Annotated in this window: 30 protein-coding genes; 7 read left to right on the top strand and 23 right to left on the bottom strand. The window is 66.0% G+C overall.

Annotation, left to right across the window (positions count from 1 at the left end; genetic code table 11):
* Window positions 1-2: 2 nt before the first annotated feature.
* The 9 genes from FHS02_RS02845 to mltG all read right to left on the bottom strand — a co-directional run bounded on the left by FHS02_RS02845 (window position 3) and on the right by mltG (window position 6930).
* On the bottom strand, window positions 3-200 hold the full coding sequence (locus tag FHS02_RS02845; RefSeq protein WP_137312709.1) for a hypothetical protein: 198 nt from the start codon (window positions 198-200) through the stop codon (window positions 3-5).
* A gap of 148 nt (window positions 201-348) precedes the next feature.
* Window positions 349-1266 carry a class I SAM-dependent methyltransferase gene (locus FHS02_RS02840; protein WP_137312708.1) on the bottom strand — a complete coding sequence of 306 codons (918 nt, stop codon included), beginning with the start codon at window positions 1264-1266 and terminating at the stop codon, window positions 349-351.
* 326 nt (window positions 1267-1592) lie between these two features.
* Window positions 1593-2327: an ankyrin repeat domain-containing protein gene (locus FHS02_RS02835; protein ID WP_137312707.1), complete on the bottom strand. Its 735-nt coding sequence runs from the start codon at window positions 2325-2327 to the stop codon at window positions 1593-1595.
* A complete protein-coding gene (locus FHS02_RS02830) occupies window positions 2327-3109 on the bottom strand; it encodes a TatD family hydrolase (protein WP_137312706.1) in 783 nt (260 codons plus the stop codon). The genes FHS02_RS02835 and FHS02_RS02830 overlap by 1 nt, the downstream gene beginning before the upstream one ends.
* Window positions 3110-3288: 179 nt before the next feature.
* Window positions 3289-3804: a GNAT family N-acetyltransferase gene (locus tag FHS02_RS02825; protein WP_137312705.1), complete on the bottom strand. Its 516-nt coding sequence runs from the start codon at window positions 3802-3804 to the stop codon at window positions 3289-3291.
* 32 nt (window positions 3805-3836) lie between these two features.
* Window positions 3837-4226 carry a PilZ domain-containing protein gene (locus tag FHS02_RS02820; RefSeq protein WP_137312704.1) on the bottom strand — a complete coding sequence of 130 codons (390 nt, stop codon included), beginning with the start codon at window positions 4224-4226 and terminating at the stop codon, window positions 3837-3839.
* Between the two features lie 27 nt (window positions 4227-4253).
* A complete protein-coding gene (locus FHS02_RS02815; RefSeq protein ID WP_137317273.1) occupies window positions 4254-5279 on the bottom strand; it encodes a DNA polymerase III subunit delta' in 1026 nt (341 codons plus the stop codon).
* A gap of 2 nt (window positions 5280-5281) precedes the next feature.
* Window positions 5282-5911, bottom strand: coding sequence for a dTMP kinase (gene tmk, locus FHS02_RS02810; protein WP_137312703.1), 630 nt, complete (start codon window positions 5909-5911; stop codon window positions 5282-5284).
* Between the two features lie 26 nt (window positions 5912-5937).
* On the bottom strand, window positions 5938-6930 hold the full coding sequence (gene mltG / locus FHS02_RS02805) for an endolytic transglycosylase MltG (RefSeq protein WP_137312702.1): 993 nt from the start codon (window positions 6928-6930) through the stop codon (window positions 5938-5940).
* Between the two features lie 144 nt (window positions 6931-7074).
* Between mltG and ygfZ the strand changes: the two genes are divergently transcribed.
* The 3 genes from ygfZ to FHS02_RS02790 are packed head-to-tail and all read left to right on the top strand — an operon-like array spanning window position 7075 to window position 9230.
* Window positions 7075-8082 (top strand): CAF17-like 4Fe-4S cluster assembly/insertion protein YgfZ, encoded by a 1008-nt coding sequence (ygfZ, locus tag FHS02_RS02800; RefSeq protein WP_137312701.1) that lies wholly within the window; start codon window positions 7075-7077, stop codon window positions 8080-8082.
* A 45-nt stretch (window positions 8083-8127) separates the two neighbouring features.
* The gene (locus FHS02_RS02795) at window positions 8128-8415 is read left to right on the top strand and encodes a DUF4936 family protein (RefSeq protein WP_137312700.1); all 288 of its coding nucleotides are present in this window, start codon (window positions 8128-8130) and stop codon (window positions 8413-8415) included.
* Window positions 8406-9230 (top strand): NRDE family protein, encoded by an 825-nt coding sequence (locus tag FHS02_RS02790; protein WP_137312699.1) that lies wholly within the window; start codon window positions 8406-8408, stop codon window positions 9228-9230. The genes FHS02_RS02795 and FHS02_RS02790 overlap by 10 nt, the downstream gene beginning before the upstream one ends.
* Before the next feature lie 100 nt (window positions 9231-9330).
* Here FHS02_RS02790 and nfsB read toward each other — a convergent pair whose 3' ends face one another.
* Both nfsB and FHS02_RS02780 read right to left on the bottom strand, forming a co-directional pair.
* Window positions 9331-9984: an oxygen-insensitive NAD(P)H nitroreductase gene (gene nfsB / locus FHS02_RS02785; RefSeq protein WP_137312698.1), complete on the bottom strand. Its 654-nt coding sequence runs from the start codon at window positions 9982-9984 to the stop codon at window positions 9331-9333.
* 81 nt (window positions 9985-10065) lie between these two features.
* Window positions 10066-11073 carry a zinc-binding alcohol dehydrogenase family protein gene (locus FHS02_RS02780; RefSeq protein ID WP_137312697.1) on the bottom strand — a complete coding sequence of 336 codons (1008 nt, stop codon included), beginning with the start codon at window positions 11071-11073 and terminating at the stop codon, window positions 10066-10068.
* Between the two features lie 108 nt (window positions 11074-11181).
* On the opposite strand from FHS02_RS02780, the gene FHS02_RS02775 reads away from it, so the two are divergent.
* Window positions 11182-12090, top strand: coding sequence for a LysR family transcriptional regulator (locus tag FHS02_RS02775; RefSeq protein WP_137312696.1), 909 nt, complete (start codon window positions 11182-11184; stop codon window positions 12088-12090).
* Between the two features lie 13 nt (window positions 12091-12103).
* Here the strand turns inward: FHS02_RS02775 and FHS02_RS02770 are convergent, their stop codons facing one another.
* Entirely contained in the window at window positions 12104-12403 is a 300-nt protein-coding gene (locus tag FHS02_RS02770; protein WP_137312695.1) for a hypothetical protein, read from the bottom strand.
* Between the two features lie 262 nt (window positions 12404-12665).
* On the opposite strand from FHS02_RS02770, the gene FHS02_RS02765 reads away from it, so the two are divergent.
* On the top strand, window positions 12666-13691 hold the full coding sequence (locus FHS02_RS02765) for an alpha/beta fold hydrolase (RefSeq protein WP_137312694.1): 1026 nt from the start codon (window positions 12666-12668) through the stop codon (window positions 13689-13691).
* A 16-nt stretch (window positions 13692-13707) separates the two neighbouring features.
* Here the strand turns inward: FHS02_RS02765 and FHS02_RS02760 are convergent, their stop codons facing one another.
* The 4 genes from FHS02_RS02760 to FHS02_RS02745 are packed head-to-tail and all read right to left on the bottom strand — an operon-like array spanning window position 13708 to window position 16273.
* Window positions 13708-14133, bottom strand: a complete 426-nt coding sequence (locus FHS02_RS02760) for a GNAT family N-acetyltransferase (protein WP_137312693.1) — start codon at window positions 14131-14133, stop codon at window positions 13708-13710.
* 35 nt (window positions 14134-14168) lie between these two features.
* Entirely contained in the window at window positions 14169-15164 is a 996-nt protein-coding gene (locus FHS02_RS02755) for an NADP-dependent oxidoreductase (protein WP_137312692.1), read from the bottom strand.
* 25 nt (window positions 15165-15189) lie between these two features.
* Entirely contained in the window at window positions 15190-15969 is a 780-nt protein-coding gene (locus FHS02_RS02750; protein ID WP_137312691.1) for an SDR family oxidoreductase, read from the bottom strand.
* Between the two features lies 1 nt (window position 15970).
* Window positions 15971-16273, bottom strand: a complete 303-nt coding sequence (locus FHS02_RS02745; RefSeq protein WP_137312690.1) for a Dabb family protein — start codon at window positions 16271-16273, stop codon at window positions 15971-15973.
* A 204-nt stretch (window positions 16274-16477) separates the two neighbouring features.
* Here FHS02_RS02745 and FHS02_RS02740 point away from each other — a divergent pair, with 204 nt between their 5' ends.
* Both FHS02_RS02740 and FHS02_RS02735 read left to right on the top strand, forming a co-directional pair.
* Complete coding sequence (locus FHS02_RS02740) at window positions 16478-18190, top strand: MFS transporter (RefSeq protein ID WP_137312689.1); 1713 nt, start codon at window positions 16478-16480, stop codon at window positions 18188-18190.
* Window positions 18191-18511: 321 nt separating this feature from the next.
* Window positions 18512-19015, top strand: coding sequence for a GNAT family N-acetyltransferase (locus FHS02_RS02735; RefSeq protein WP_137312688.1), 504 nt, complete (start codon window positions 18512-18514; stop codon window positions 19013-19015).
* Between the two features lie 6 nt (window positions 19016-19021).
* On the opposite strand, the gene hisC is transcribed toward FHS02_RS02735, so the two are convergent.
* From hisC to queD, 7 genes are all read right to left on the bottom strand, one after another.
* Window positions 19022-20080 (bottom strand): histidinol-phosphate transaminase, encoded by a 1059-nt coding sequence (gene hisC / locus FHS02_RS02730; RefSeq protein ID WP_137312687.1) that lies wholly within the window; start codon window positions 20078-20080, stop codon window positions 19022-19024.
* A 28-nt stretch (window positions 20081-20108) separates the two neighbouring features.
* Complete coding sequence (gene nadC, locus FHS02_RS02725) at window positions 20109-20987, bottom strand: carboxylating nicotinate-nucleotide diphosphorylase (RefSeq protein WP_137312686.1); 879 nt, start codon at window positions 20985-20987, stop codon at window positions 20109-20111.
* Between the two features lie 10 nt (window positions 20988-20997).
* Complete coding sequence (gene nadA / locus FHS02_RS02720) at window positions 20998-22152, bottom strand: quinolinate synthase NadA (RefSeq protein ID WP_137312685.1); 1155 nt, start codon at window positions 22150-22152, stop codon at window positions 20998-21000.
* 105 nt (window positions 22153-22257) lie between these two features.
* Window positions 22258-23856: an ABC-F family ATPase gene (locus FHS02_RS02715; protein ID WP_137312684.1), complete on the bottom strand. Its 1599-nt coding sequence runs from the start codon at window positions 23854-23856 to the stop codon at window positions 22258-22260.
* Window positions 23857-23944: 88 nt separating this feature from the next.
* Entirely contained in the window at window positions 23945-24862 is a 918-nt protein-coding gene (gene ldcA, locus FHS02_RS02710) for a muramoyltetrapeptide carboxypeptidase (RefSeq protein WP_137312683.1), read from the bottom strand.
* Between the two features lie 45 nt (window positions 24863-24907).
* Window positions 24908-25429 (bottom strand): tRNA adenosine(34) deaminase TadA, encoded by a 522-nt coding sequence (gene tadA, locus FHS02_RS02705; RefSeq protein ID WP_137317272.1) that lies wholly within the window; start codon window positions 25427-25429, stop codon window positions 24908-24910.
* A gap of 55 nt (window positions 25430-25484) precedes the next feature.
* Window positions 25485-25931 carry a 6-carboxytetrahydropterin synthase QueD gene (queD, locus tag FHS02_RS02700; RefSeq protein ID WP_137312682.1) on the bottom strand — a complete coding sequence of 149 codons (447 nt, stop codon included), beginning with the start codon at window positions 25929-25931 and terminating at the stop codon, window positions 25485-25487.
* Between the last annotated feature and the right edge of the window lie 11 nt (window positions 25932-25942).

Here is a 25942-nt window from a genome sequence, read left to right as displayed (position 1 = left end):
GATCAGCGCCGCCCGCCGCCCAGCACGCGCGCGGGCAGCATCACCACCGCCCGCAGCAGCTCGAACACGGCGTCGACACCGACGCCGATCAGCCGGAACGGCAGCAACAGCAGCCACACCACCGGATACAGCAGCAGCGCCAGCAAGGCCAGCGGCCAGCAGACCAGCAACAGTGCCAACCACAGGATGAAGCTCAGCATGGCGTCCTCGCGAAGGTAATCGAAGCACACATGATGGCGGGCGCGGCGGCGCCGCTCAACGGCGGCGCGATGGAAGGCCGGATCGGGCGACCGGCTGTCGAAAAGCGGGGGTGAATGGCGCGCGGCCCGCGCCAGGGGCCGTCCCCCTTCAGGCGTAGGCGACGACCTGCGGCTGCAGTGCGGCCTGGTACAGCAGCCGGGCCGTGAGCCGCGCCTGCAGCGACGGGATCGAGCCGCCGGCCCGGTAGGCAAAGGCGACCTGCAGCACGTCGCCCGCCTTGGCGTCGACCGGCTGCTCCAGCGGCAGCGACATGAAATGGTTCAGCCAGTCGATCGTCGTCGCGCGTTCCTGGACGACCGAGAGAATCGTCTTCGTGATGAAACGGATCGCGTTCACCGTGCCGTCGCGGTCGATGACGAACTTGCCTTCCCAGCTGTAGCTGCTGTCGTTCGGCTGCGTGAAATCGATCACCGAGTACACGGCCGGCTGGGACAACTCCAGCGTGCCGGGCTGGGCCGTGCCGGGCTGCTGGAACTGCACGATCGGGGCATAGAAACCGTCGAAATCGTATTCGTGCTGCATCGGCTGGGCCGCCATCAGCACGGCCTCCGGCAGGAAGACGGGCAGCTGGCCGCCGAACTTCTGCAGGTAGCGCCGCTTGAAATGCTCGATCACGTCGACCTGCTTTTCGCGCAGCATGGCCACGTGCAGCATTTCGCAGATGACGACGTCGACCGGCTCCGGCGGCAGGTATTCGAACGCATCGGCGTGGATCACCTCCACCTTGTCGGCGCAGCGGTTCAGCGCGAGGAAGCGGCGCGCTTCGCGCACCATGTCCGGATTGAAGTCCACGCAATACACCTTGTCGGCCCGTTGCGCCGCGAAGAACGACAGCGCCCCGGTGCCGCCGCCCAGCTCCAGCACCTTCATGCCGGGCCGCACCACGTGCGCGATCGCCGCGCGGAAGCTGTGCATGCGGTTCGTGTCCGTCAGCATGTTGTGGTGGTAGTGAACCGGGATGAACTGCCCCAGGTAGCAGCTTTCGAGTTCGCGTTCGGACAGCATGGTTTTTCCTCTCGTGGCGACAACAACATTATGCGCAACGGCTTGCCTCCGCAAAACGCGGAGGTTGACGGGAAAAACCGCTTAATTCGGCAGGCTGGTCCACCGGCCCGCTGCAGCTGAGCCCGTGTCAGCGTGCCTGGCACGAGGACATCGGCCGGCTGTGGCTGAGCCCGTGTCAGCGTGCCTGGCACGAGGACATCGGCCGGCTGCAGCTGAGCCCGTGTCCGCGTGCCTGGCACCGGGACACGGGCTCAGCCACGCGGATGCGGGCGCAGGCACGTGAATACGGGCTCAGCCTTTGAAGGGGATGGGTGCCGGCCGCAGCGTCAGCGGCTCATGACCTGTTCGGCCACGTGCTGGCGGATCGCCTTGGCGATCCACGGCTTCTCGGCCCGTTCGGCGAATTCGGCGGCATCGATATGAAAGCCCGCATCGCGCAGGCTGGCGTCCGCGCCTTCGCGCAGCAGCAGCTTGACGGCCTCCTCCTGCCCTTCGCGGGCGGCCAGCATCAGGGGCGTGACCTTGGTCGGCGATTCCGCATCGATGTACGCATGCTGGTCCAGCAGCAGGCGCATGATGTCGAGGGCGCCGGCAGCCGCCGCGTAGTGCAGCGCGGTCCAGCCGGGGCGGTTGACCTGTGCACCCTTGGCCAGCAGTGCCTTCACGGCCGCCATATTGTTCTTGAACGCGGCCATCATCAGCGCGGTATTGCCGTTGCCGGCCTGTGCTTCGAGATCGATCTTCGGCTGCGCCAGCAGCAGTGCAAACACGTCCATCGCGTCGTGGCGCAGCGCGACGATCATGCCCGTCTCGCCCCGCTCCGGCTCGCGCACGTTCGGATCGAGGCCACGCGCCAGCAGGGGCTTGATGCGGCCGGCGTCATTGACTTGCGCGGCACGGAAGAAGTAGACCGCGTCATCGGCCTGCGCGGCGGCGGGCACCGGGGCAAATGCCGACGCCACGGCGACAGTGGCGATGCCGAGCCGCAGCGCGATCCGGTTGCGCAGCCGCGTGCGCAGTTTGCGCAGCCGTCTTGCCAGGTCGCGCAGGCCGGTGCGCATCAGGCGCTCGCCGCGGCGAACAGTCTGAAGAAGTTGGCGCTGGTCGCCGCCGCCACCTCCTCGACCGTGACGCCTTTCAGCCTGGCGATGAATTCGGCCACGTGGGCCACGTAGCCGGGCTCGTTCATCCGGCCGCGGTAGGGCACCGGGGCCAGGTACGGCGAATCGGTCTCGATCAGCATCTGCTCCAGCGGCACCTCCAGCGCCACCGCCTGCAGGTCCTTGGCGCTCTTGAACGTGACGATGCCGGAGAAGGATATGTAGAAGCCCATGTCCATCGAGGCCCGGGCCACTTCCAGCGATTCGGTAAAGCAGTGCATCACGCCGGCGACACCGCCCCGGTCCGTGCCGGCACCCTCTTCGCGCATGATGCGGATGGTGTCTTCGCTCGCCGACCGCGTATGGATGATCAGCGGCTTCCTCGCCTCGCGCGACGCGCGGATATGCGTACGGAAGCGCTCGCGCTGCCATTCGAGGTCGCCTTCGAGCCGGTAGTAATCGAGGCCCGTTTCACCGATCGCAACGATCTTCGGATGCCTGGCCAGCCCGACCAGCTGCTCGACGGTGGGCTCGGGCGTGTCCTCGTAGTCGGGATGGACGCCGACGGAAGCGTAGAAGTTCGGATATTGCTCGGCCAGCGCGAGCACGCGGGGAAAGTCTGGCAGGTCGACGGAAACGACCAGCGCATGCGTCACGCTGTTTTCCGCCATTTTCGCGCGGATTTCCGGCATCCGGGCTGCCAGCTCCGGGAAGTCGATATGGCAATGTGAATCGATGAACATGGGTCGATTGTAGCCGACGCCACGCAATCGCGCTGATCGGAAGCATGAAGCCGTAAAGAAACATTGCCTGAAAAATGGGGACGTACCCCATTTTCCAAGCAACTTTTAGCCATTGCGGCCTGCCACCGGTTCTGGAAACATTTCAAATTAACCGGTGCCTGTCACCGGTTTTCGGTTGTTCAGGCGACGCGCTTGCCGAGGATGATCAGGTCGCGCTCCACGCCGTCCAGGTTGGCGACGCGGGGGAAATGCGCCCACTCCTCGAAGCCGAACTTGCGGAACAGCGCGAGGCTGGCACCGTTGTGCCCGAAGATAAAGCCGAGCACGGTGTGTACCTTGACTTGCGGTGCGAAGGCGATCGCCTCGGCCAGCGCGTACCTGCCGATGCCCTTGCCGCGCCACGCCTCGTGGATGTAGATCGACACCTCGGCCGTGCCGGAATAGGCCGGGCGGCCGTAGAAGTTCGAGTACGAGATCCAGCCGAGGATCCCGGGCTGGCTGGAGGTGTCGCCGGCGCGCTCGATCACCCACAGCGGGCGGCGCTCGGGCTGGTGCTCGTGGAACCAGTTCAGCCGCGATTCGACCGATACCGGCTCGGTGTCGGCGGTGACTTCGCGCGACGCGATCGTGCTGTTATAGATGGCGACGATGGCCGGCAGGTCGTCGAGGGTGGCGAGACGGTGTTGGAAAGACATGTGAGGAAAGAAATAGAAATGAAAGGTGGCGGTTACAGCGTATGGGTGGCGCGTGACGAACGCAGGGCCGCGCCGAGGATTTCCTCGATGCGCGCGCGGGTGCGCTGGCCCGCCTCGTCGTCCGGGAAGTGGACGCCGATGCCCTGCGCCTTGTTATTGTTCGCGGCGGGCGGCGTGATCCACACCACCTTGCCGGCGATGGGATACTTGTTCTGGTCGTCCATCAGCGACAGGATCAGGTAGATCTCGTCGCCGATCCGGTAACTGCGCGTGGTCGGCACGAAGATGCCGCCGTTCTTCAGGAACGGCATGTAGGCCGCGTACAGCGCCGCCTTTTCCTTGATCGCCAGCGACAGCACCGCCGGCCGCGTGAGCGGCCCGGCATTGCCGGCGGCGTTGGGATCGGGAGGGAGCGTATTCATCGGAAGTGGATCGGCGGTAACCCGGCGTCAGTGGCAGCACGACGTATAGTCGAGCAGCATGTCTTCCAAAAACAGCTTGGGCGACAGCGGGTGGTCCGACGTGGCGCGCCGCTCGGCCGTGCTCTTGATCGCCGCCAGCAGGCCGGAGACCGGTACCCGGTCCGACAGGCCCTTCAGCTCGCGCTGGTAACGGGGATAGTAGCGGATCCGGCCCGACAGCTTCAGCGAAAACAGGTCGTACAGCCAGCGCTGCTGCCACGCCACCACCGACGTCAGCGGCACCTTCTGCATCTTGTCCGCCGTGCGCAGCGCATTCTCGACGGATGGATGGGCCAGATATTGCAGCAGCGTGTCCATGTCCTCGCGGCTGCCCGTTTCGGCCTGCGCCAGCGCGGCCAGCGGCGCGCCGCCCTGCTCGCTCAGCCAGCCGTCTGCCTCGGCCACGCCCTGCGACTGCAGCCACGCCAGCGCATCGGCATGGGGCGGCATCGTCAGCGCGAACTTGCGGCAGCGCGACAGGATGGTCGGCAGCAGCCGGTCCAGGCTGTTCGACGACAGCAGGAACACGGTGCCCGGCGGCGGCTCTTCCAGCGTTTTCAGCAGCGCGTTCGAGGCCGGCATGTTCAGCGCCTCGGCCGGGTACAGCACCACCACGCGCAAGCCTTGCCGGTGCGTGGAAATGTTCATGAAATCGGCCAGCGCGCGCACCTGCTCGATCTTGATTTCCTTCGACGGGGCCTTGCTCTTCTTCTTTTCCTCGCCCTCCTCGCCATCGCCCGCGCCATCCTCTTCGAAGGCTTCAGGGCGGATGCGGCGGAAGTCGGGATGGCTTTGCTGGACGAACCAGCCGCACGAGGCGCAGGCGTTGCACGGGTGGCCGTCGGCACGCACGTCCTCGCACAGCAGCGCCTGGGCGAAATGCTCGATGAAGTCGGCCTTGCCGATGCCGGCCGGGCCATGGAACAGCACCGCGTGCGGCAGCCGCTGGCGCACGCCCTGCAGCGCCAGCCAGGCGTCCTGCTGCCACGGATAGATGGCGGACGTGTTTTCCATCATTACTCCAGTGCGGCGACGATGGCCGCCAGCTGCACGCGGATCGCATCGATCGGCTGGGTGGAATCGATGACGCGGAAGCGCCGCGGTTCCTGCCCGGCGCGGCGCAGGTACTCGTTGCGCGCGGCAAGGAAGAAATCGGCCTTCTCCTGCTCGAACCTGTCGAGCTGGCGGGTGGCGTCGAGCCGGGCCCGCGCCACCTCGAGGGGTACGTCGAACAGGATGGTGAGGTCCGGCCACAGCTCCGGGTGCACCCAGTTGGCCAGCGTGTCGAGCTTGACCAGTTCCAGCCCCCGGCCGCCGCCCTGGTAGGCGAAGCTGGCGTCGGTGAAGCGGTCGGAAATGACCCAGGCGCCGCGCGCCAGTGCCGGCTCGATCACCTGGGCGATGTGTTCGCGGCGGCTGGCGAAGACCAGCAGCGCTTCCGTTTCCAGGTGCATCGCTTCGTGCAGCACCAGTTCGCGCAGCTTTTCGCCGAGCGGCGTGCCACCCGGTTCGCGGGAACTGACGAGTTCCATGCCGCGCGCGCGGATCAGCTCACCCACGAACTGGATGTGGGTGGACTTGCCGGCGCCGTCGATGCCCTCGAACGTGATGAACCTGCCGCGTGCTGCCGGGTTACCCTGGGTCATGGACCTTCCTGTCATGGACCTTTCTTTCATTGCCTGCGCTGGTACTGGTTGACCGCCCGGTTATGGTCGGTCAGGTTATCGGAAAAATGGCTGGTGCCGTTGCCGCGTGCCACAAAATACAATGCCGTGGTCTTTGCCGGCGCCAGCGCGGCGCCCAGCGATTGCACGCCGGGCAGCGCGATGGGCGTCGGCGGCAGGCCGTTGCGCGTATAGGTATTGTACGGGGTGTCCGTTTCCAGGTCCTTCTTGCGGATGTTGCCGTCGAATTTCTCGCCAAGGCCGTAGATGACGGTGGGGTCGGTCTGCAGCATCATGCCCAGCTTCAGCCGGTTGACGAACACGGCGGCGATCATCGCCCGCTCGGACTTCTGGCCGGTTTCCTTCTCGACGATCGACGCCATCGTCAGCGCCTGGTACTTGTCCTTGTACGGCAGGTCGGGCGCGCGCTGTGCCCACGCGGTATCCAGGTGCTGCAGCAGCGCCGCATGCGCCTGCCGGTAGATCTGCAGCTCCGAGGAACCCTTGGCGAACAGGTACGTGTCGGGGAAGAACATGCCTTCCGGCTGCTTGTATTCGGACCCGAGCCTTGCCATCAGTTCGCCGTCGGACAGGCCGACCGTGTCGTGCTTGAGGCCCTGGTGGGCGGCGATCGCCTGGCGCATCTGGCGGAAGGTCCAGCCTTCGATGATCGTCAGCGATTCCTGCGCGAATTCGCCGCGCACCAGCTGGTCGATCAGGCGCTGCGGCGTGGTGCCCGGCTTCAGCTCGTAGGAGCCGGCTTTCAGCTTGCCGCTCTTGCCGGTGAAGCGTGCCAGCAGGTTGAACAACAGTGGCTGGATCGGTACCCCGGCCTCGGCGATCTGCTGGCCGGCCGCGTGCGCGCCGCTGCCCTTGTTGATCGTGAACGGGATGCTGTCTCCCTCGCCGACGATCGGCTGCTGCGACCACCAGGCGAAGCCGCCGGCCGCGGCCGCCGCGACCAGCACGCCGAGCGCGAGCGTTTTTGCAATGAATGCCATGTCGTGTACTTCCCGCGCTGGGCCGCGCGACCCGTTTTGGGGGTGGCCGGCGCGTTTGGCGCGGGATCTTTATAATGAGCCCGTAATGATAATGCCTCCACAGGCAACTTAGTGGCCAAATTGCTAGCCAAAGTATCCAAATATATGAACAACTGGAATCAACTCCTTGCCACCCCCGCCGAAGCGCCGACGCGCACCGCGCTTGCCGCCGGCTTCGTGGTCCCCATCACCGACCTGGGACTGATCGCCTTCACGGGCGACGATACGGCCTCGTTCCTCCATTCGCAGCTGACGAACGACGTCGAGCACCTCGGCGCCCACGAAGTGCGCCTGGCCGGGTACTGTTCGCCGAAGGGCCGCCTGCAGGCCAGCTTCCTGATGTGGAAGGACGAACAGTCGGTGTACCTGCAACTGGCACGCGACATCCAGCCGGCGATCCAGAAGCGGCTGCAGATGTTCGTGCTGCGCGCCAAGACCAAGGCGGCGGACGTGACGGAACAGCGCGTGGCGCTGGGCCTGGGCGGCGCCCTGGCCGAAGCTGTACTGCAAACCTGGTTCGACGCCCTGCCCGAAGCGCCTTACACGAAGCTGGAGCATCCGCTTGGCACGGTGCTGCGCGTCGCCGACGCGTTCGGCGCGCCCCGCTACCTGTGGCTGACGACGCCGGAAACGGTCACGACCGTTGCGCCCGAACTGGCCGACCGGCTCGTCGTCGGCGGCAACGCGGCCTGGCGCCTGTCGGACATCCATGCGGGCGTACCGCTGATCGCCGCGGCGACGCAGGAACAGTTCGTACCGCAGATGATCAACTTCGAGCTGCTGGGCGGCGTCAATTTCAAGAAGGGCTGCTATCCGGGCCAGGAAATCGTCGCCCGCAGCCAGTACCTGGGCAAGCTCAAGCGCCGCACCGCGCTGGCGACGATCGGCGATGCCACCGTTGCCCCGGGGACGGAAGTGTTTACGCCGGCCGATCCCGGCCAGCCCTGCGGCATGGTCGTCAACGCCGCGCCGAACGGCCTGGGCGGCGTCGATGCGCTGGTCGAGATGAAGCTCGACGCACTGGAAGCGGGCGATGTGCGTGCCCGCGCCGCCGACGGTCCCGCCCTGGCGTTCCAGCCGCTGCCCTATGTGCTGGACAAGCTGGACATATGACGTATGCCCCTGTGCTGATGGACCTGCACTGATGGACTGCTGCTGATGGACCTGTACGTCTACTACCGCGTCCGCGGCGGCGACGCGGACTTGCTGCTGCCCCGCGTGCGCGCGATGCAGCAGGCCCTGGCGGACGCGCATGGCGTGGCCCCGCAACTGAAACGCCGACCGGACAGCCCGGACGGCGTGCAGACGTGGATGGAGGTCTACCCGGCCACCACGGCTGGATTCACGGCGGCGCTGGCACAATCCGTGTCCGCCGCCGGACTGGACCCGCTGATCGCGGGTCCCCGACATACCGAAGTGTTCATGGATATCCCCTCATGTGCCTGATCGTTTTCGCCTGGCGCGTGGTCCCCGGCGTGCCGCTGATCGCCGCTGCCAACCGCGACGAATTTTATGACCGTGCCAGCGCCGCGGCCGCGCCATGGGAAGAAAACCCGCAAGTGGTGGCGGGCCGCGACCTGAAGGCCGGCGGCAGCTGGATGGGCGTGACGCGTCCCGAAGGCCCGGACTGCCGGTGGGCCGCCAACGTCTCGCCGCTGCGCGCCCGCTGCCAGGACGGCGGCTTCGCACCGGTCGACAGCGACGTCAAGGCGCCCTCGCGCTTCGCCGCGATCACCAATATCCGCGCACCGCACGACCACGACCCGCACGCACCGTCGCGCGGCATGCTGGTGTCGAATTTCCTGTCAGCGACGATGAGCGCGCGCGACTACGTCGAGCAGATACGGCCCGGTGCCGGGGCCTACAACGGCTTCAACCTGGTGCTGTGCGACGGCGAGGAACTGGTGTGGTTCTCGAACCGCGGCGACGCGGATCCGCGCAACGGACAGCCGCTGGGCCCGGGCGTGTACGGACTGTCCAACGCGCTGCTCGATTCGCCGTGGCCGAAGGTGGTGAAGACCAAGGCGCAATTCGCCAGCCTGCTGTGCCTGGGCGCGCCGGAGGAAGCCTACTTCGAGATGCTGGCCGACACCACCCGCGCCCCCGACCAGCGCCTGCCCGAGACGGGCATTCCGCTGGAGCGGGAACGCCAGCTGTCCGCCGTGAAGATCGAATCGCCCGACTACGGCACCCGTACCTCGACCGTGGTGAAGCTGTACGCCGAAGCCCCCGCCGTGCTGCACGAGCAGGTGTACCGCTGAGCCAGCCCCCTGTCGGAACCGAAAACCGGTGACAGACACCTATTATTTTGGAACATGCGTTGCAAAAAAACCGGTGTCTGTCACCGGTTAATTTGCAACATCAGATATCCGTGAACACCTGCTCGGCGGGCAGCCGCGATTTGGGCAGCCTGGCGTTGAAATCCTCGCCGCTGCTGTAGCCCAGCGAGACGATCACGGTGCCCGTGAAACCCTTGTCGCGCAGGCCCAGTTCCTTGTCCAGAACCTCGGCATTAAAACCTTCCATCGGCGTGGCGCCCACGTCCAGCAGCGCGGCGGCCTGCAGCAGGTTGCCCAGCGCGATGTAGGTCTGCTTCTCGTACCAGAACGGTACGTCCTTCTGCGTGAAACGGTGCAGGTTGGTGTACGACATGCGGCCGGCATGCTGGGCCGACTTCGCCGCGTCGTTGACGAAGCGTCCGTCCTGCGCTTCCTGTTCCAGCACGGCGGCCAGCTGCGCCTCGTCCGGCGCCACCTTGGTGGCCAGCACGATCACGTGCGATGCGTCGCGGATCTTCGCAGCGTTGTACTGGAAGCCCGCCTCGGCAGCCCTGGCGATGCGCTCCTTGCCTTCCGGCGTGGCGGCGACGACGAAATGCCACGGTTGCGAATTCACCGACGACGGCGCGAGGCGCAGCACTTCGCGCAGCTGGCCGATGATCTCGGCCGGGACCTTGCGTTCGCGGTCATACGATTTCACGGTGTAGCGCTGGCGCGCCTTGGCAACGATATCCATCTGTTTTCTCCTGCTTGTAAAAGTAAAAATGGCGCATGGTAGCGTGCCGCGCCACCCGGCGCCGGCACGCTACCGGTGCGGTCAGAAACCGGCCAGCACGAGCTTGCCGCGCGCCTTGCCGCTCTCGATGACGGCGTGGGCCCGGCGCAGGTTCGCCGCATCGATCTTGCCGATGTGCTCGCCAACGGTCGTGCGCAGCTCGCCGCTATCGACCAGCGCAGCCACGCGGTCGAGGATCTCGCGCTGGCGCGCCATGTCCGCCGTCTCGTACATCGAACGGGTGAACATCAGTTCCCAGTGCAGCGAGATGCTCTTGCGCTTGAGCGGCATCGCGTCCAGGGTGTCCGGGTCGTCGATCAGCGCGAACTGGCCTTGCGGCGCGAGGATGTCGACGATGTCGGCGTAGTGCTGGTCCGTGTGCGTCAGGCTGATGACGATGTCGGCGTATTCGTGGCCGAGGCCCTGCAGCTGCGCCTTCATCGGCTGCGAATGATCGATCACGTGGTGCGCGCCCAGTTCGCGGACCCAGTCCGCCGTCTCCGGCCTGGATGCGGTGCCGATCACGGTCACGCCGGTCAGCCTGGCGGCCAGCTGCGTGAGGATCGAACCGACGCCGCCGGAGGCGCCGATGACCAGCAGCGTGCGGCCCTGGCCACCCTGTTCGGGCACTTTCAGCCGGTCGAACAGCAGTTCCCACGCGGTCAGCGACGTGAGCGGCAATGCGGCGGCGTCGGCAAAGCCCAGCGATGCCGGCTTGCGTCCGACGATGCGCTCGTCCACCAGGTGCAGTTCGCTGTACGAGCCGGGACGGGTCAGCGATCCGGCGTAATACACTGCGTCGCCCGGCCGGAAGGCCGTCACGTCGCTGCCGACCGCTTCGACGATGCCGGCCGCGTCCCAGCCCACCACGCGGGGCGCTGTCACAGCCGCGCCGCGCCGCACTTTGGTGTCGACCGGATTGACGGATACCGCGTGGACGCGCACCAGCAAGTCGCGCGGGCCGGGTTCCGGGTCCGGCAAGTCCATCTCGACCAGGGATTCCGGATCCTCGATCGGCAGGCCATGCCGGGTGTAGACGATAGCTTTCATATTGCTTGCTCCAGTGGGTTGGGTTGCCCGCATCATAGGGCGGAAGCGGCAACTGGAAAACCCATATAATCGGTCAACACTTTCTCTTGCCGCGTGAAAATCGCCTCCATGACGATCCGTTTCGACGACCTGTCCCTGTTTGTCCGCGCCGCCGCCTGCGGCAGTTTCACCAAGGCCGCCCGCGAGGCGAACCTGCTGCCCGGCCAGGTCAGCGCCGCCATCCTGCGGCTGGAACGCGATCTCGATATCCGGCTGTTCGCCCGTTCCACGCGCAGCCTGCGCCTGACCGGCGAAGGAGAACGCTACCTGCCCTATGCGCGCGACGTGATCGACCTGCTGCGCAGCGGCCGCGACGAACTGCACCGCAGCGACGACGTGCTTTCCGGCACGCTGCAGATCGCCGCGCCGTCCGACTTCGGCCGCAACGTGCTGCTGCCGTGGCTGACGGCCTTCCGGCGCCGCCACCCGAAGCTGGAACTGCGCGTGCAGTTCTCCGACCAGGTGACGGACGTGTTCCGCGATCCGGTCGACATCGCGCTGCGCTATGGCAGTGTCGACGATGCCAGCTTCGTCGCCCTGGCCGTCGCGCCGGACAACCGGCGCGTACTGGTCGCGTCGCCGGCTTACCTGGAGCAGTGCGGCACGCCGCAATCGCTCGACGAACTGCCTCGTCACTCCTGCCTGCTGTGGCACCTGCAGGGGCGCCTGTACGACAAATGGGGCTTCCCGCTCGACAAGGGGCGGCGCACGGTACAGGTGAAAGGCCCGCTGGCCAGCGACGATGCCGACGTGGTGCGCCGCTGGGCCATCGCCGGCGAAGGCATCGCCTACAAATCGTGGCTCGACGTCAGTGCCGACGTGCGTGCCGGCCGGCTGGCTGTCGTGCTACCGGAGCAGCCGGGCGAACCGGCACCGCTGCAGCTGATCTGCCCGCACCGGCGGCAGTTTTCGCCGGCCGTGCGGCAATTGCATGCACTGCTGGCGGAGCGCTGCGGTGAGATCGGCGCGCCACCGTAGGCATCGCGTTCGCCTAGACCCGCCTCGGCGGCAGCGACAGGCCGGCGGGCGCGGCATCCCACCGGCGGCTGCGGTGCTCTGCCGCCTCCGGGTCCACCTCGCGCACGATACTTTCGATTTCCCGGCCGAGGTCCGAAGCCGGGCCGCCGGCCAGTTCCCGGGCAATGGCCAACGCCTTCGCCAGTCCATAGCCGTATTTTTCCACCAGCAAGCCGGCCAGCTCGCGCGTCTCGGCACCCCGCGCCACATCCTTCAACCGGTTGGCGGCATAGCGCCGCAACTCCGCCAGCACCCGTTCCTCCAGCTCATCCATCGCTACATCTCCCTGTGAAGCCGCCATCTTGGCAGCGTCGCGACGGGATCAGCGCACGGATGGCGGCGGCGGTTTGTATCCCGGCGTATCCAGATTGCCGGGGATACACGCCGATGCACCCGCCGCTGCCGGTGACATATCTCCGATACCCGGCAACGGTGTAATGGCATGGCTGTCGCGGCAAGCGCGGCATCGCAATGACAAACATGACAAACCCAGGGCGCACGCTCGATGACGACGCGCCGCTTCACAAGGACAAACCATGAACCCAGCAGTCAACCAGCGCCGCAGGAACTTCCTGAGCACCGCCGCCCTCGGCATCGCAGCCAGCCAGGCCGGCTTCATCGGCAACGCGGCCGCCGCCAGTGGCATTTCACCCGCCACGACCACCTTCACAGGGGTCCGGCAGATCCGCGCCGGCGTGCTCGATGTCGGCTATGTCGACATGGGCCCCGCCAACGGACGCCCGGTCGTGCTGTTCCACGGCTGGCCTTACGACATCCACGCCTTCATCGACGTGGCGCCGATCCTCGCCGCTGCCGGCTATCGCGTGATCATCCCGCACCTGCGCGGCTATGGCACCACGCGCTTCCTTTCCGCCGATACGCCGCGCAACGGCCAGCAGGCCAGCTTCACGGCGGACGCGGTGGCATTCCTGGATGCGCTGAAGATCGACAAGGCCATCGTGGCCGGCTTCGATTGGGGCGCACGGATCGCCACGACGCTGGCCGCCCTGTGGCCCCGGCGGTTCCACGGCCTGGTGTCCGTCAGCGGCTACCTGATCGGCAGCCAGGAAGGCAACCGCAAGCCGCTGGCGCCGAAGGCCGAACTGCAATGGTGGTACCAGTATTACTTCGCCACGCCGCGCGGCGAGCTGGGGTACCGGGAAAACACCCATGCGTTTGCCCGGCTGATCTGGGAGCTGGCATCGCCGCAGTGGCAGTTCGACGATGCCACCTTCGAACGCTCGGCGGCTTCTCTCGACAACCCGGACCACGTTGCGATTTCCATCAGCAACTACCGCTGGCGGCTCGGGCTGGCGCCAGGCGAAAGCCGGTATGAAAGCCTGGAGCGGCAACTGGCCGCCTTCCCGAACGTCACCGTTCCAGCCATCACGATGGAAAGCGATGCAAACGGGGCGCCGCATCCCGCTCCGGCGGCTTATGCGAAGAAATTCCCCGGCAAGTACGAGCATCGCGACCTGAAGGGCGGAATCGGCCACAACCTGCCGCAGGAGGCGCCAAGGGAGTTTGCGCAGGCGATCCTGGATGTGGCGAAGCTGGTGTAGCGCTCGCGGGCGCGCGTCAGAAGCGGTGCCGCATCTCGACGTGCGCGATGCCCGCTTCGTAAAACTCGTCGCCCACCTGGTCGAAACCGTGCGCGCGGTAAAACGGCGCGGCGTGCGTCTGCGCGGACAGTTGCACGTCCGGATGCCCCCGTTCTCGGGCATGCGCCATCAGGCCGCGCAGCAGCGCACTGCCGATACCGGTACCGCGCACGGTTTTCATGACGGCCATGCGGCCGATATGCCCGTCCGGCAGCAGACGGCCGGTGCCGACCGGGATGCCGGCCCCGTCGTAGGCGACCGCGTGCAGGCAGACGGCGTCCTTTTCGTCCATTTCCAGTTCGGCGGGAACCTTCTGTTCCTGCACGAAGACGGCGATGCGGATCGCCTGGGCGTCGGCGCACAGCGTGGCCCAGTCGCCATAGCGGATTTCGTGCGAATTCATGCTGCCGCTCATGCTCACATTCATGCTCACCTCGCTCACACCAGTTTCACCAGTTGTTTGCCGACATTGCGGCCTTTCAGCAGGCCGATGAAAGCGTCGGGCGCCGACGCCAGGCCCTGCGCCACCGTTTCGCGGTATTTAAGCTGGCCCGCCGCCACCAGCGCACCAAGCTCGGCCAGCCCGGCCGGCCAGTCGTCGAGGTGTTCGGTGACGATGAAGCCGCGCAGCGTGATCCGGTTGGCCAGCAGCAGGCGCACGTTGCGCATCGGGATGTCGGCACCGTCGTAGCCGGCGATCATGCCGCACAGGGCGACGCGCGCGAACGGGTTGGTGCGCGCCAGCGCCGCGTCGAACACCTCGCCGCCGACGTTTTCGAAAATGCCGTCGATGCCATCCGGCGTGGCGGCCTTCAGGTCGGCGCGCAGGTTGCCGGCGCGATAGTCGACGCAGGCATCGAAGCCGAGTTCACGCACGACATAGCCGCACTTCTCCGGGCCACCGGCAATGCCGACCACGCGGCAGCCGCGCAGCTTCGCCAGCTGGCCGACGGCACTGCCGACGGCGCCGCTGGCGGCCGACACGCAGACCGTCTGGCCGGCCTGCGTTTCCAGGATACGGTTCAGCCCATACCACGCCGTCATGCCGGGCATGCCGACCACGCCAAGGTAAGCGGACAGCGGCACCGCGGCCGGGTCCAGCCGGCGCAGGCCGGTGCCGTCCGACACCGCCATCTCGGCCCAGCCGCCCATGGCGGCGACGAAGTCCCCCGCCGCGAACGACGGATGGCGCGAAGCGACCACTTCGCCGACGGTGCCGCCGATCATCGTCTCGCCCAGCGCCTGCGGCGCCGCGTAGCTGCGCGCATCGTTCATGCGGCCGCGCATATAGGGGTCCAGCGACAGGTAGTGGTTGCGGATCAGCAGCTGCCCTTCCGCGAGATCGGGAACCGGCACTGTCTCGAGCCGGAAATGGTGCGGCGTCACTTCGCCCTGCGGGCGGGCCGCCAGGACGATCCTCTGGTACGTATTCATCTGCTTGTTAAACCCAATTAAACGTTCAGACGGCGGAAACGCCGCCATCGATGGCGAGAACCTGGCCGGTGATGTGCCGTCCCGCCCGCGAGGCAAACAGCACGACGGCGCCTTTCAGGTCGTCGTCGCCGCCCAGCCGGCCCAGCGGCGCATCGGCCGCCAGCCGTTCGCCCATCTCGCTCAACACACCGCGCGTCATCTTCGACGGGAAAAAACCCGGCGCGATGGCGTTGACGTTGATGCCATAGGCGCCCCACTCGCCGGCCAGCGTGCGGGTGAAATTGACGATCGCGCCTTTCGACGTGTTGTACGCCAGCGTCTTCATCGTGCCCGGCGGATTGCCGGCCAGGCCGGCGATGGAGGCGACGTTGATGATGCTGCCGGCGCGGCGCGGGATCATCGAGCGGCGGCCGATGGCCTGCGTCAGCAGGAATACGCCGCGCACGTTCAGGTTCATCACCCTGTCCCACGCATCGGGCGGCGTATCCTCGGCCGGCGCTGCCCAGCTGGCGCCGGCGTTGTTGACGAGGATGTCGACATGGCCCAGTTTGTCCAGCGCCGCCAGCGCGAGCGCGTCGGCCGCGGCGGGATCGGCCAGGTCGGCGACGATGGCATGCGCCGCGATGCCCTGCGCCGCCAGCACGGCGAGCGCTTCGTCGAGCCCGGCCTGCCGGCGTGCGCTGATGACGACCGCGGCACCCTGCTCGCCGAGCGCCATGGCCATCTGCAAGCCCAGCCCGCGCGAGCCACCCGTGACGAGGGCGGTCTTGCCGTGCAGGCTGAACAGCTCACGCACGGCGGTCACGTCACACCTCGTAATCCATGCACTGGCGCCCTTCACGCACGGCGGCGATGAACGGTTTCAGCGCAACGTGCTGCGGATGGTCGAGGTAGGCATTGAGCGCCGCCTTGTCGGCGAACTCCGAGTACAGCACCACATCGTAGGTCGCTTCCAGCTCCGGCTGGGCCAGCGCTACTTCGAACGTGCCCATGCCCGGCACCAGGCCGATGCACGCATCGAGCAATGCCTTGATTTTGCGCGCATTGGTGGCGCGGTCGGCGCCTTCGGCTTCATCCTTCAGCTTCCACATGACGATGTGCTTGATCATTCCTGCATCCTTGTTGTTTGCTTAAGAGTACAAGCGCGGGAGGATACCACAGCGCTGCCTGCCGGACCGGCGGCGGATGTTTTCGGTAAGTTTCGTGTAAGTTTCATGAAAGAATCGCGTAAGGTTCGGCGCCCACACTGGCCTTGCCAAACAATAACCGGGAGTCACCCGGACGGCACAACCGATAAACTGGAGACTACTATCATGGCTACAACATCTGGCACCGCGGATCCGCGGAACCTGGGGGGCAAGGGGAAGTCCACGCCGATGACGAAGGAGGAGAAGAAGGTCATCTTCGCCTCCTCGCTCGGCACCGTGTTCGAGTGGTATGACTTTTACCTGTACGGTTCGCTGGCATCGATCATCGCCAAGCAATTCTTCATCGGCGACCCGACCACCACCTTTATTTTCGCGCTGCTGGCGTTCGCGGCCGGCTTCATCGTGCGTCCGTTCGGTGCCGTCGTGTTCGGCCGCCTGGGCGACATGATCGGTCGCAAGTACACATTCCTGATTACGATCCTGCTGATGGGCCTGTCCACGTTCATCGTCGGCCTGCTGCCGGGCCATGCATCGATCGGCATCGCCGCGCCGATCATCCTCGTCACGCTGCGCATCCTGCAGGGCCTGGCGCTGGGCGGCGAATACGGCGGCGCCGCCACCTACGTGGCCGAGCATGCTCCGGAAGGCAAGCGCGGCCTGTTCACGTCATGGATCCAGACCACGGCGACGATGGGCCTGTTCCTGTCGCTGCTGGTCATCCTGGCCACCCGCACCGCCGTCGGCGAGGAAGAATTCCAGGCCTGGGGCTGGCGCATTCCGTTCCTGGTGTCGGTGCTGCTGCTGGGTATTTCGGTGTGGATCCGGATGGCGATGCAGGAATCCCCGGCGTTCGCCAAGATGAAGGCCGAGGGCAAGACATCGAAGGCGCCGCTGTCCGAGGCGTTCGGCCAGTGGAAGAACCTCAAGATCGTCATCCTGGCGCTGATCGGCCTGACGATGGGCCAGGCGGTGGTGTGGTACACGGGCCAGTTCTATGCACTGTTCTTCATGGAAAAGACGTTGATGATCGAATCGGCCACCGCGAACATCCTGATCGCCGTCTCGCTGCTGCTGGCCACGCCGTTCTTCGTGGTCTTCGGCGTGCTGTCGGACCGCATCGGCCGCAAGTGGATCATCCTGGGCGGCTGCCTGATCGCCGCGCTGACCTATTTCCCCATCTTCAAGGCGCTGACCCACTACGGCAATCCGCAGTTGGAAACCGCGCAGACCAACGCACCGGTGGTGGTGGTGGCCGATCCGGCATCGTGCCACTTCCTGTTCAACCCGACCGGCACGAAAAAATTCCCGTCCTCGTGCGATATCGCGACGAGTGTCCTGTCGGCTTCCGCGGTGAACTACACGCGCCAGGATGCGCCGGCCGGCACGGTCGCCACGATCAAGGTGGGCGACAAGGAACTGACCTCGTTCAACGCCGTCATGACGGCGGACAACCTGAACTTCGATGCCGCCAGCAAGGCACAGGAAACCGCCTTCAAGGCCCAGGTCACCAGTGCGATCCGCGAGGCCGGCTACCCGGCCAAGGCCGACCCGGAGCGCATCAACAAGCCGATGATGGTGCTGTTGCTGTTCATCCTGGTGCTGTACGTGACGATGGTGTATGGCCCGATCGCGGCGATGCTGGTCGAGATGTTCCCGACCAAGATCCGCTACACGTCGATGTCGCTGCCCTATCACATCGGTAACGGCTGGTTCGGCGGCCTGCTGCCGACCACGGTGTTCGCACTGGTGGCGTTCAAGGGCGACATCTACTACGGCCTGTGGTATCCGATCGTGGTGGCCCTCGTCACCTTCGTGATCGGCGCGCTGTTCGTGCGCGAAACCAAGGACCGCGACATCTACGCCGCCGACGCCGACTGATTTTCTCGCCACGCGTCGCGATACCAGGCCGCCTTCGGGCGGCCTTTTTACTGCCCGGCTGGTTTCAACACAACACCGAGGGCGCGGCAGGGGTTTCGTGGAGCATGCTCCGCGCCAGCCAAGCAGTGATGGCTTGCAAGCCATCACTCCTTCCTGTCCCCGAATTTTAGCAACACCGTAAGTCGTTGATTTCTTCCGGCCGAGCTGGTTGTTTTGCAACACCGGGGACAGTCCCGGATATCCGGGACTGTCCCCGATTTTTGGCAACAGTCGGGAGCCGGCCGCTACAATGGGATTCCGTGAACTCGACAATAAAATCCGATGACTGATCCGACTGTCACGATCCGCCCCTTCGTGGCGGAAGATTGGCCGGCATGGCGGGCGCTGCGCCTGCGGGCGCTGGCCGATTCGCCCGATGCGTTCGCCGCCACGCTGGCCGATGCGCAGGCGCGCGCGGATGAGACCTGGCAGGCGTTGCTGGCGCAGACGGTGGCGTCCGGCCAGCACTTGCCGCTGCTCGCTGTGGTGGGTAACCAGCCGGCCGGCCTGGCGTGGGCAAAAGTCGAGGGAGGCAGCGCCACGCTGTACCAGGTATGGGTGGCGCCGGAGCAGCGCGGCCACGGCATCGCGCAGGCGCTGCTTGCCCGGGCGATCGGCTGGGCGAGCGAGCGTGGCGCGACGACGATCGAACTCGAGGTCACAGCGGGCGATACGCCGGCGGTGCGGCTGTACCGTCGCATGGGGTTCGTGGAAACGGGAATGCCGGTGCCCATGACCGGCAGGAGCGGACTGCATGAGCAGGGAATGCGCCTGCTGCTCGACTGAGCCCCGTTACGCCACCAGCGTGCGCAGCGCGGCGACCAGCTTGCCGCACTCGGCATCGGTGCCGATCGAGATGCGCAGGAACTGCTCGATGCGCGGCTGCCGGAAATGGCGGACCAGGATGGCCCGCTCGCGCAGCGCCGCGGCCAATGCGGCCGCGTCATGCTCCGGATGGCGCGCGAACACGAAGTTCGCCTGCGACGGCAGCACCTCGAAGCCCAGCGCCGTCAAATCGGCAGCCAGGCGTTCGCGGCTCGCGATGATCGCGGCGCGGGTCTGCTCGAAGTACGCCACGTCTTCGACGGCAGCCACCGCGCCGGCCAGTGCGACCTGGCTGAGCGGGTAGCAATTGAAGCTGTTCTTGACGCGCTCCAGCCCCGCAACCAGGTCGGCATGGCCGAGGGCGAAGCCGACCCGCAGGCCGGCCAGCGAACGCGATTTCGAGAATGTCTGTACCACCAGCAGGTTGTCGTAGCGGTCGATCAGCGTCGCTGCACTGCTGGCGCCGAAGTCCACGTAGGCTTCGTCGATCACCACCACCCGGTCCGGATGCAGGGAAAGCAGCCGCTCGATGCTGGCCAGCGACAGCGGATGGCCGGTCGGCGCGTTCGGGTTGGCCAGGATGACGGCACCGCACGGCTGGTCGTAATCGGCCACGTCGATCTGGAAACGATCGTTCAGCGGCACCGTGCGCAGCGCAATGCCATACAGGCTGCAATAGGTCGGGTAGAAACTGTAGCTGATGTCCGGCGACAGCAGCGGCAGCTCGTGCTTCAGCAGTGACTGGAAAACGTGGGCCAGCACTTCGTCCGAGCTGTTGCCGACAAAGACCTGCTCGCGCCGCAGCCCGTGGCTGGCCGCCAGCGCATCCTTCAGCGCGGTGCCGTTCGGGTCGGGATACTTGCGCAGGCCGTCGCCGGCCGCCTCGCGCATGGCGGCCAGCGCCAGCGGCGACGGACCGTATGGATTCTCGTTGGTATTGAGTTTGACCAGGCCGGGAATCTGCACCTGTTCGCCCGGCGTGTACGGGGTCAGGCGATGGACGACGTCACTCCAGAAACGGCTCATGCACTTCTTTCGATGGATATCCGGAACATCAGGCCGCGGCGCCGTCGACGATGCGCAGCGAATAGTCGGTGGCCTTGACGTCCTTCGTCAGCGCGCCGATCGAGATGCGGTGCACGCCGGTTTCGGCAATGGCCCGCACGGTGTCGAAGCTGACGCCGCCGGACGCTTCCAGCAGCGCGCGCCCGCGGTTCACCTGCACCGCCTCGCGCATCAGCGCCAGGTCGAAGTTGTCGAGCAGGATCGAGGTGGCGCCGGCATCGAGCGCTTCTTCCAGTTCGGCGAGGTTTTCCACTTCCACCTGGACCGACACCTTGCCGCCCACGGCCTTGGCCGCCACCAACGCCGCAGTGATGCCGCCGGCTGCCGCGATATGGTTTTCCTTGATCAGGATGCCGTCGTACAGCGCCAGGCGCTGGTTCTGGCCGCCGCCGACGCGCACCGCGTACTTCTGCGCCAGGCGCAGGCCGGGCAGCGTCTTGCGCGTGTCGAGGATGGCGGCGCGCGTGCCGGCGATCGCATCGACATAGCGGCGCGTCGCCGTGGCGACGCCCGACAGCAATTGCAGGAAGTTCAGCGCCGAACGTTCGGCCGTGAGGATCGCGCGCGACGGGCCGGCCAGCGTGCAGACCGGTGTATCGGCCTTCATGGCTTCGCCTTCGGCGTAATGCCATTCGATGCCGATCGCCGGGTCCATCGCATGCATGATGCCTTCGAACCAGGGCGCGCCGCACAGCACGGCATTCTCGCGGACGATCACGCGCGCGATGGCGCGGCTGGCCTCGGGAACCAGCTTGCCGGTCAGGTCGCCGGTGCCGACATCTTCCAGCAGGGCGGCCAGCAGGTTGCCCTCGAAGGCGCGGGTCAGCGCCGCATCGAACGGCGCGAAACGATTCACTAATGTGCTCATAATGAGGTACTCATGCAGGTCCGATTCCCGAAAACAGTTTTGCTTCCTTGGCCAGGTCCGCGCCCGGCGCCACGCTGGCCTTCTTCGCCGCGGCGAAGTCGAGCATGCGGTTGATCGATACCTTGGCCTGCTGGCCCACCGCCGGATCCACGTGGATCTCGTTGGACAGGTTTTCCAGCACGTCGGCCAGGTTGCGCAGGCCGTTCATCGCCATCCACGGGCAGTGCGCGCAGCTCTTGCAGGTGGCGCTGTTGCCGGCGGTCGGCGCTTCGATGAACGTCTTGTGCGGCGCGGCGAGGCGCATCTTGTGCAGGATGCCGTTGTCGGTGGCGACGATGAACTTCATCGCCGGCAGGCTGACGGCGGCCGCAATCAGCTGCGACGTGGAACCGATCACGTCGGCATGGTCGACCACGTTGGCGGGCGACTCCGGGTGCACCAGCACTTTCGCATCGGGATGCTCGGCCTTCAGCAGGTCGAGCTCGACGCCCTTGAACTCGTCGTGCACCAGGCAGGAACCCTGCCACAGCAGCATGTCGGCACCGGTCTGCTTCTGGATGTACGAGCCCAGGTGCTTGTCCGGCGCCCAGAGGATCTTCTTGCCCTGCTCGTGCAGGTGCCGGACGATGTCCAGCCCGATCGACGACGTGACCATCCAGTCGGCGCGCGCCTTCACGGCCGCGCTGGTGTTGGCATACACGACCACGGTGCGATCGGGATGCTGGTCGCAGAACGCCGTGAATTCGGCCGGATCGCATCCCAGGTCCAGCGAGCAGGTCGCATCCAGGTCCGGCATCAGGATGGTCTTTTCCGGCGACAGGATCTTCGCCGTCTCGCCCATGAATTTCACGCCCGCGACCACCAGCGTTTTCGCCGGATGGTCGCGGCCGAAGCGCGCCATTTCCAGCGAATCGGACACGCAGCCGCCGGTTTCCTCGGCGAGGTCCTGCAGGTCGCCATCGACGTAATAGTGGGCGACCAGCACGGCATCGCGTTCGCGCAGCAGCGTGCGGATGCGCTCCTTCAACAAAATCTTTTCATCCGCCGGCACCGGTGCCGGCGTGCGCGCCCACGCGTGGGCCACGCAGCTGCCACCCTGCTCGTTATGCTCCAGCAGCGGCTTCTCGTACTCGACGGTTTTAATAGGTATGGCTACGCTGTTCATCGCTTGGGTCTCTCGCAAATTATCCGCAACAGTTCGGAACCTCGGAAAGCGTCATGCACGACGCCAGACCTGGCTGGCGCTGCGCAATAGGTTCACGAGGTTCTATCAGTTGATACCCTGGCTGGTCAGGTACTCTTCGTAGTTGCCGCGGAAGTCGACCACTTCGTTTTCCTTGATCTCGAGGATGCGGTTCGCCAGCGACGACACGAATTCGCGGTCGTGCGAGACGAAGATCAGCGTGCCGGCATATTTGTCGAGCGCGATGTTCAGCGATTCGATCGACTCCATGTCCATGTGGTTGGTCGGCTCGTCGAGCAGCAGCACGTTGTGGCGGCCCAGCATCAGCTTGCCGTACATCATGCGGCCCTTTTCGCCGCCGGACAGCACGCGCACCGATTTCTTCACTTCGTCGCCGCCGAACAGGAGGCGGCCCAGGATCGAGCGCACGGCCTGGTCATCGTCGCCCTCTTTCGTCCAGCGGCCCATCCAGTCGGTCAGGTTGGCGTCGGTGGCGAAATCCTCGGTCGGATCCTGCGGCATGTAGCCGACGTTGGCGTTCTCCGCCCATTTCACGAAGCCGGTATCGGGCTGCAGGTTCGCCATCTCGCCGGCGATGCAGCGCAGCATCGTGGTCTTGCCGGCGCCGTTCGCGCCGATGATGGCGATGCGTTCGCCCGCCTCGACCATGATCGAGAAGTTCTTGAACAGCGTCTTGTCGTAGGTTTTCGAGATGCTGTCGACTTCCACCGCCAGGCGGTGCAGCTTTTTCTCGCCTTCGAAGCGCACGAACGGATAGGCGCGCGACGAAGGCTTGATGTCCTCGACCTTGATCTTGTCGATCATCTTGGCGCGCGACGTGGCCTGGCGGGCCTTCGACTTGTTGGCCGAGAAGCGGCGCACGAAGTCCTGCAGTTCGGCGACCTTTTCCTTGGCCTTGGCGTTGTTGGCCAGCTGCTGGTTGCGCGCCTGCGTGGAAGCGAGCATGTAGTCGTCGTAGTTGCCCGGGTAGATCTTCAGCGTGCCGTAATCCATGTCGGCCACGTGCGTGCACACCTGGTTCAGGAAGTGGCGATCGTGGGAGATGATGATCATCGTCGAGTTGCGCTGGTTCAGCACATCCTCGAGCCAGCGGATGGTGTTGATGTCCAGGTTGTTGGTCGGCTCGTCGAGCAGCAGGATGTCCGGATTCGAGAACAGCGCCTGCGCCAGCAGCACGCGCAGCTTCCAGCCCGGCGCCACGGCGCTCATCGGTCCCTGGTGCAGTTCGATCTCGACACCCGCGCCGAGCAGCAGTTCGCCGGCGCGCGCTTCGGCCGTGTAGCCGTCGTACTCGGCCACCTTGCCTTCGAGGTCGGCGGCCTTCATGTAGTCGTCGTCGGTCGCTTCCGGGTTCGCGTAGATCGCGTCGCGTTCCTGCATCGCGGCCCACATCTCGGTGTGGCCCATCATGACCACGTCCAGCACGCGCATTTCCTCGTACGCGAACTGGTCCTGGCGCAGCTTGCCCAGGCGTTCATTCACGTCCAGCATGACGTTGCCGGCCGACGGCTCCAGGTCGCCGCCGAGGATCTTCATGAAGGTGGACTTGCCGCAGCCGTTGGCGCCGATCAGGCCGTAGCGGTTGCCGTCGCCGAACTTGACGGAGATATTCTCGAACAGCGGCTTGGCGCCGAATTGCATGGTGATGTTTGCGGTGGATAGCACTGATGAGCCCTTGCGTTGATGTATTTCGATGAACCGCGCATTTTATCATTTCCCCTGCGTGCCTGGCACGGCACAGGCAAGCCGGCCGTCACCGCCGCGGGTCGGCCAGCGTCGGATAGTCGCCGACGGTGAGGTCGAACCCTTCGGCATCCGATGTCAGGCGGGCCAGGCCGCCGAACGGCAGCGTGCAGCGGTGCTTCACGTGCCCGAACGGCAGGCCGGTGAGCACGGGGATCGGCAGTGTTGCGCGCAGGTAAGCCAGCATGGCGTCGAAGTCGTAGCCATTGTCGAACGGGGCCAGCCGGTAGCCGGAAAAATCACCCAGCACCAGCGCGCGCTGGCCGTCGAGCGCGCCCGCATACAGCAGTTGCAGCACCATCCGCTCGACGCGGTAAGGATGTTCGTTGATGTCCTCGATGAACAGGATGCCGCCAGGCACGCGCGCGAAGTACGGCGTGCCGGCCAGGTGATTCAGCATGGCGAGATTGCCGCCCCACAGTGGGCCTTCGACGTCGACGACCGGATTGCCGGTGGCCGTGCCGCGTACCGCGTGGACCGGGCCGCGCAGGCAGTTCCAGAACTGGTCCAGCGTGTAGTCCACCGGTTCGTCGCGGATGAAATCGTCGCAGATCATCGGGCCGGCAAAGCTCTTGCGGCCGGTGGCCGCCATCATCCCCATGTGGAATGCGGTGAAGTCGCTGTAGCCGGTGAACAGCTTGCCGCTGTCGGCCATCAGCCCGAAATCGATGCGCGGCAGGATGCGCGAGATGCCGTACGAGCCGCGCAGCGCGACGACGACCTGCACGTCGGGATCGCGCGCGGCCGCTTCCAGCTGCGCCACGCGGGCATCATCGGTGCCGCCGAAGCGCAGGTATTTCCCGGCGGGCTGGTAGAAGTTGTGGACTGTGCAGCCCTGCTGCTCGAGGCGGGCGATGCCGCGCGCCAGCGCCGCTTCGTCGAGGGCATAGCCGCCCGGGGCGACGATGGCGATACCGATATTGTTCAAGATGGATTCCGCAAAAGACTCGCTTAAACGAGAGGCGCGGCCATCTTACCCGCCGGTGTCGCCGCCAGCAAGACGCGCGGCGACGATCGCCGCCCGCTCCGCCTCATTGTCGCGCGCGACTCGCGCCGCACGGGCGGCGGCGCGGCGGCTGGCAAAGAATGCCTTCAGCAGGTTGCCGCATTCCTCTTCGAGCAGGCCGCCGGCGGCCGCGGTATGGTGGTTCAGCTGCTCCGACGCGAACAGGTCGACCACCGAACCGGCGGCGCCGGTCTTCGGATCGCGCGCACCGTACACCAACTTCGCCAGGCGCGCATGCATCATGGCGCCGGAACACATCACGCAAGGCTCGAGCGTCACATACAGCTCGCAGCCGGGCAGCCGGTAGTTGCCCAGCGCCTGCGCGGCGGCGCGCATGGCGACGATTTCCGCGTGCGCGGTGGGATCATGGCCGGCGATCGGCTGGTTGAAGCCGCGCGCGATGACGACACCATCCTTGACGACGACCGCGCCGACCGGGACTTCACCGAGATCCCAGGCCCGCTGCGCCTCGGCAAGGGCCTCGCGCATGAAGGCGGCCTCGCCGTCGACGGCGCGCTGGTCACCCCCTGCTCCAGGCCCTGCTTCAGGCATCGGTGATCTCGGCCCAGCAGTTCGGCGTTTCGTGCAGGACCAGCTTGTGCAGCTTCAGGCCGGTGCCATAGCGGTCCTTGTAGGCCGCCTTCAGGATGCCGAAGGCGACGGCGGCCAGGTTTTCCACGGTGGGAATGCGGTCGATGACGACGGTCTTGTGCCCGGGCAGCGAGGCGAGGAACTCCTTGACGGCGCTGTCCTTGTCGTAGACCAGGAAGGCATGGTCCCACACATCGACCAGGTGCTCCTTGGCGAGCGCCTTGACGTCGGAAAAGTCCATGATCATGCCGTTGTCGGAGTTGCCTTCGCTGGAGATTACTTCGCCGGTCAGCGTGATTTCCAGCGTGTAGCGGTGGCCGTGCAGGTTGCGGCACTGGCTTTTATGGTCGGGAATGCGGTGGCCGGCATCGAATTCCAGCTTGCGGGTGATAGTCAACATGATGTGTGGAG

It is taken from the genome of Pseudoduganella umbonata, assembly GCF_014192225.1.
Lineage (GTDB): Bacteria > Pseudomonadota > Gammaproteobacteria > Burkholderiales > Burkholderiaceae_D > Rugamonas > Rugamonas umbonata.
The sequence above is the reverse complement of the archived record's forward strand: the minus strand, read 5'-3'. Positions and strand labels throughout refer to the sequence as shown.

Bases quoted from the DNA above. Each gene is read 5' to 3' on its own strand.
- FHS02_RS02815 (WP_137317273.1), bottom strand. From the start codon at position 5,279: ATGGAAAACACGTCCGCCATCTATCCGTGGCAGCAGGACGCCTGGCTG.
- queD (WP_137312682.1), bottom strand. From the start codon at position 25,931: ATGTTGACTATCACCCGCAAGCTGGAATTCGATGCCGGCCACCGCATT.
- FHS02_RS02790 (WP_137312699.1), top strand. From the start codon at position 8,406: ATGTGCCTGATCGTTTTCGCCTGGCGCGTGGTCCCCGGCGTGCCGCTG.
- mltG (WP_137312702.1), bottom strand. From the start codon at position 6,930: ATGGCATTCATTGCAAAAACGCTCGCGCTCGGCGTGCTGGTCGCGGCG.
- FHS02_RS02795 (WP_137312700.1), top strand. From the start codon at position 8,128: ATGGACCTGTACGTCTACTACCGCGTCCGCGGCGGCGACGCGGACTTG.
- FHS02_RS02745 (WP_137312690.1), bottom strand. From the start codon at position 16,273: ATGATCAAGCACATCGTCATGTGGAAGCTGAAGGATGAAGCCGAAGGC.
- FHS02_RS02760 (WP_137312693.1), bottom strand. From the start codon at position 14,133: ATGAATTCGCACGAAATCCGCTATGGCGACTGGGCCACGCTGTGCGCC.
- hisC (WP_137312687.1), bottom strand. From the start codon at position 20,080: ATGAGCCGTTTCTGGAGTGACGTCGTCCATCGCCTGACCCCGTACACG.
- FHS02_RS02840 (WP_137312708.1), bottom strand. From the start codon at position 1,266: ATGCTGTCCGAACGCGAACTCGAAAGCTGCTACCTGGGGCAGTTCATC.
- FHS02_RS02755 (WP_137312692.1), bottom strand. From the start codon at position 15,164: ATGAATACGTACCAGAGGATCGTCCTGGCGGCCCGCCCGCAGGGCGAA.
- FHS02_RS02765 (WP_137312694.1), top strand. From the start codon at position 12,666: ATGAACCCAGCAGTCAACCAGCGCCGCAGGAACTTCCTGAGCACCGCC.
- FHS02_RS02775 (WP_137312696.1), top strand. From the start codon at position 11,182: ATGACGATCCGTTTCGACGACCTGTCCCTGTTTGTCCGCGCCGCCGCC.
- ygfZ (WP_137312701.1), top strand. From the start codon at position 7,075: ATGAACAACTGGAATCAACTCCTTGCCACCCCCGCCGAAGCGCCGACG.
- FHS02_RS02770 (WP_137312695.1), bottom strand. From the start codon at position 12,403: ATGGATGAGCTGGAGGAACGGGTGCTGGCGGAGTTGCGGCGCTATGCC.
- tmk (WP_137312703.1), bottom strand. From the start codon at position 5,911: ATGACCCAGGGTAACCCGGCAGCACGCGGCAGGTTCATCACGTTCGAG.
- tadA (WP_137317272.1), bottom strand. From the start codon at position 25,429: ATGCGCGAGGCCCTTGCCGAGGCGCAGCGGGCCTGGGATCTCGGTGAA.
- FHS02_RS02835 (WP_137312707.1), bottom strand. From the start codon at position 2,327: ATGCGCACCGGCCTGCGCGACCTGGCAAGACGGCTGCGCAAACTGCGC.
- FHS02_RS02780 (WP_137312697.1), bottom strand. From the start codon at position 11,073: ATGAAAGCTATCGTCTACACCCGGCATGGCCTGCCGATCGAGGATCCG.
- nfsB (WP_137312698.1), bottom strand. From the start codon at position 9,984: ATGGATATCGTTGCCAAGGCGCGCCAGCGCTACACCGTGAAATCGTAT.
- FHS02_RS02820 (WP_137312704.1), bottom strand. From the start codon at position 4,226: ATGAATACGCTCCCTCCCGATCCCAACGCCGCCGGCAATGCCGGGCCG.
- FHS02_RS02740 (WP_137312689.1), top strand. From the start codon at position 16,478: ATGGCTACAACATCTGGCACCGCGGATCCGCGGAACCTGGGGGGCAAG.
- FHS02_RS02825 (WP_137312705.1), bottom strand. From the start codon at position 3,804: ATGTCTTTCCAACACCGTCTCGCCACCCTCGACGACCTGCCGGCCATC.
- nadA (WP_137312685.1), bottom strand. From the start codon at position 22,152: ATGAACAGCGTAGCCATACCTATTAAAACCGTCGAGTACGAGAAGCCG.
- nadC (WP_137312686.1), bottom strand. From the start codon at position 20,987: ATGAGCACATTAGTGAATCGTTTCGCGCCGTTCGATGCGGCGCTGACC.
- FHS02_RS02845 (WP_137312709.1), bottom strand. From the start codon at position 200: ATGCTGAGCTTCATCCTGTGGTTGGCACTGTTGCTGGTCTGCTGGCCG.
- FHS02_RS02830 (WP_137312706.1), bottom strand. From the start codon at position 3,109: ATGTTCATCGATTCACATTGCCATATCGACTTCCCGGAGCTGGCAGCC.
- FHS02_RS02735 (WP_137312688.1), top strand. From the start codon at position 18,512: ATGACTGATCCGACTGTCACGATCCGCCCCTTCGTGGCGGAAGATTGG.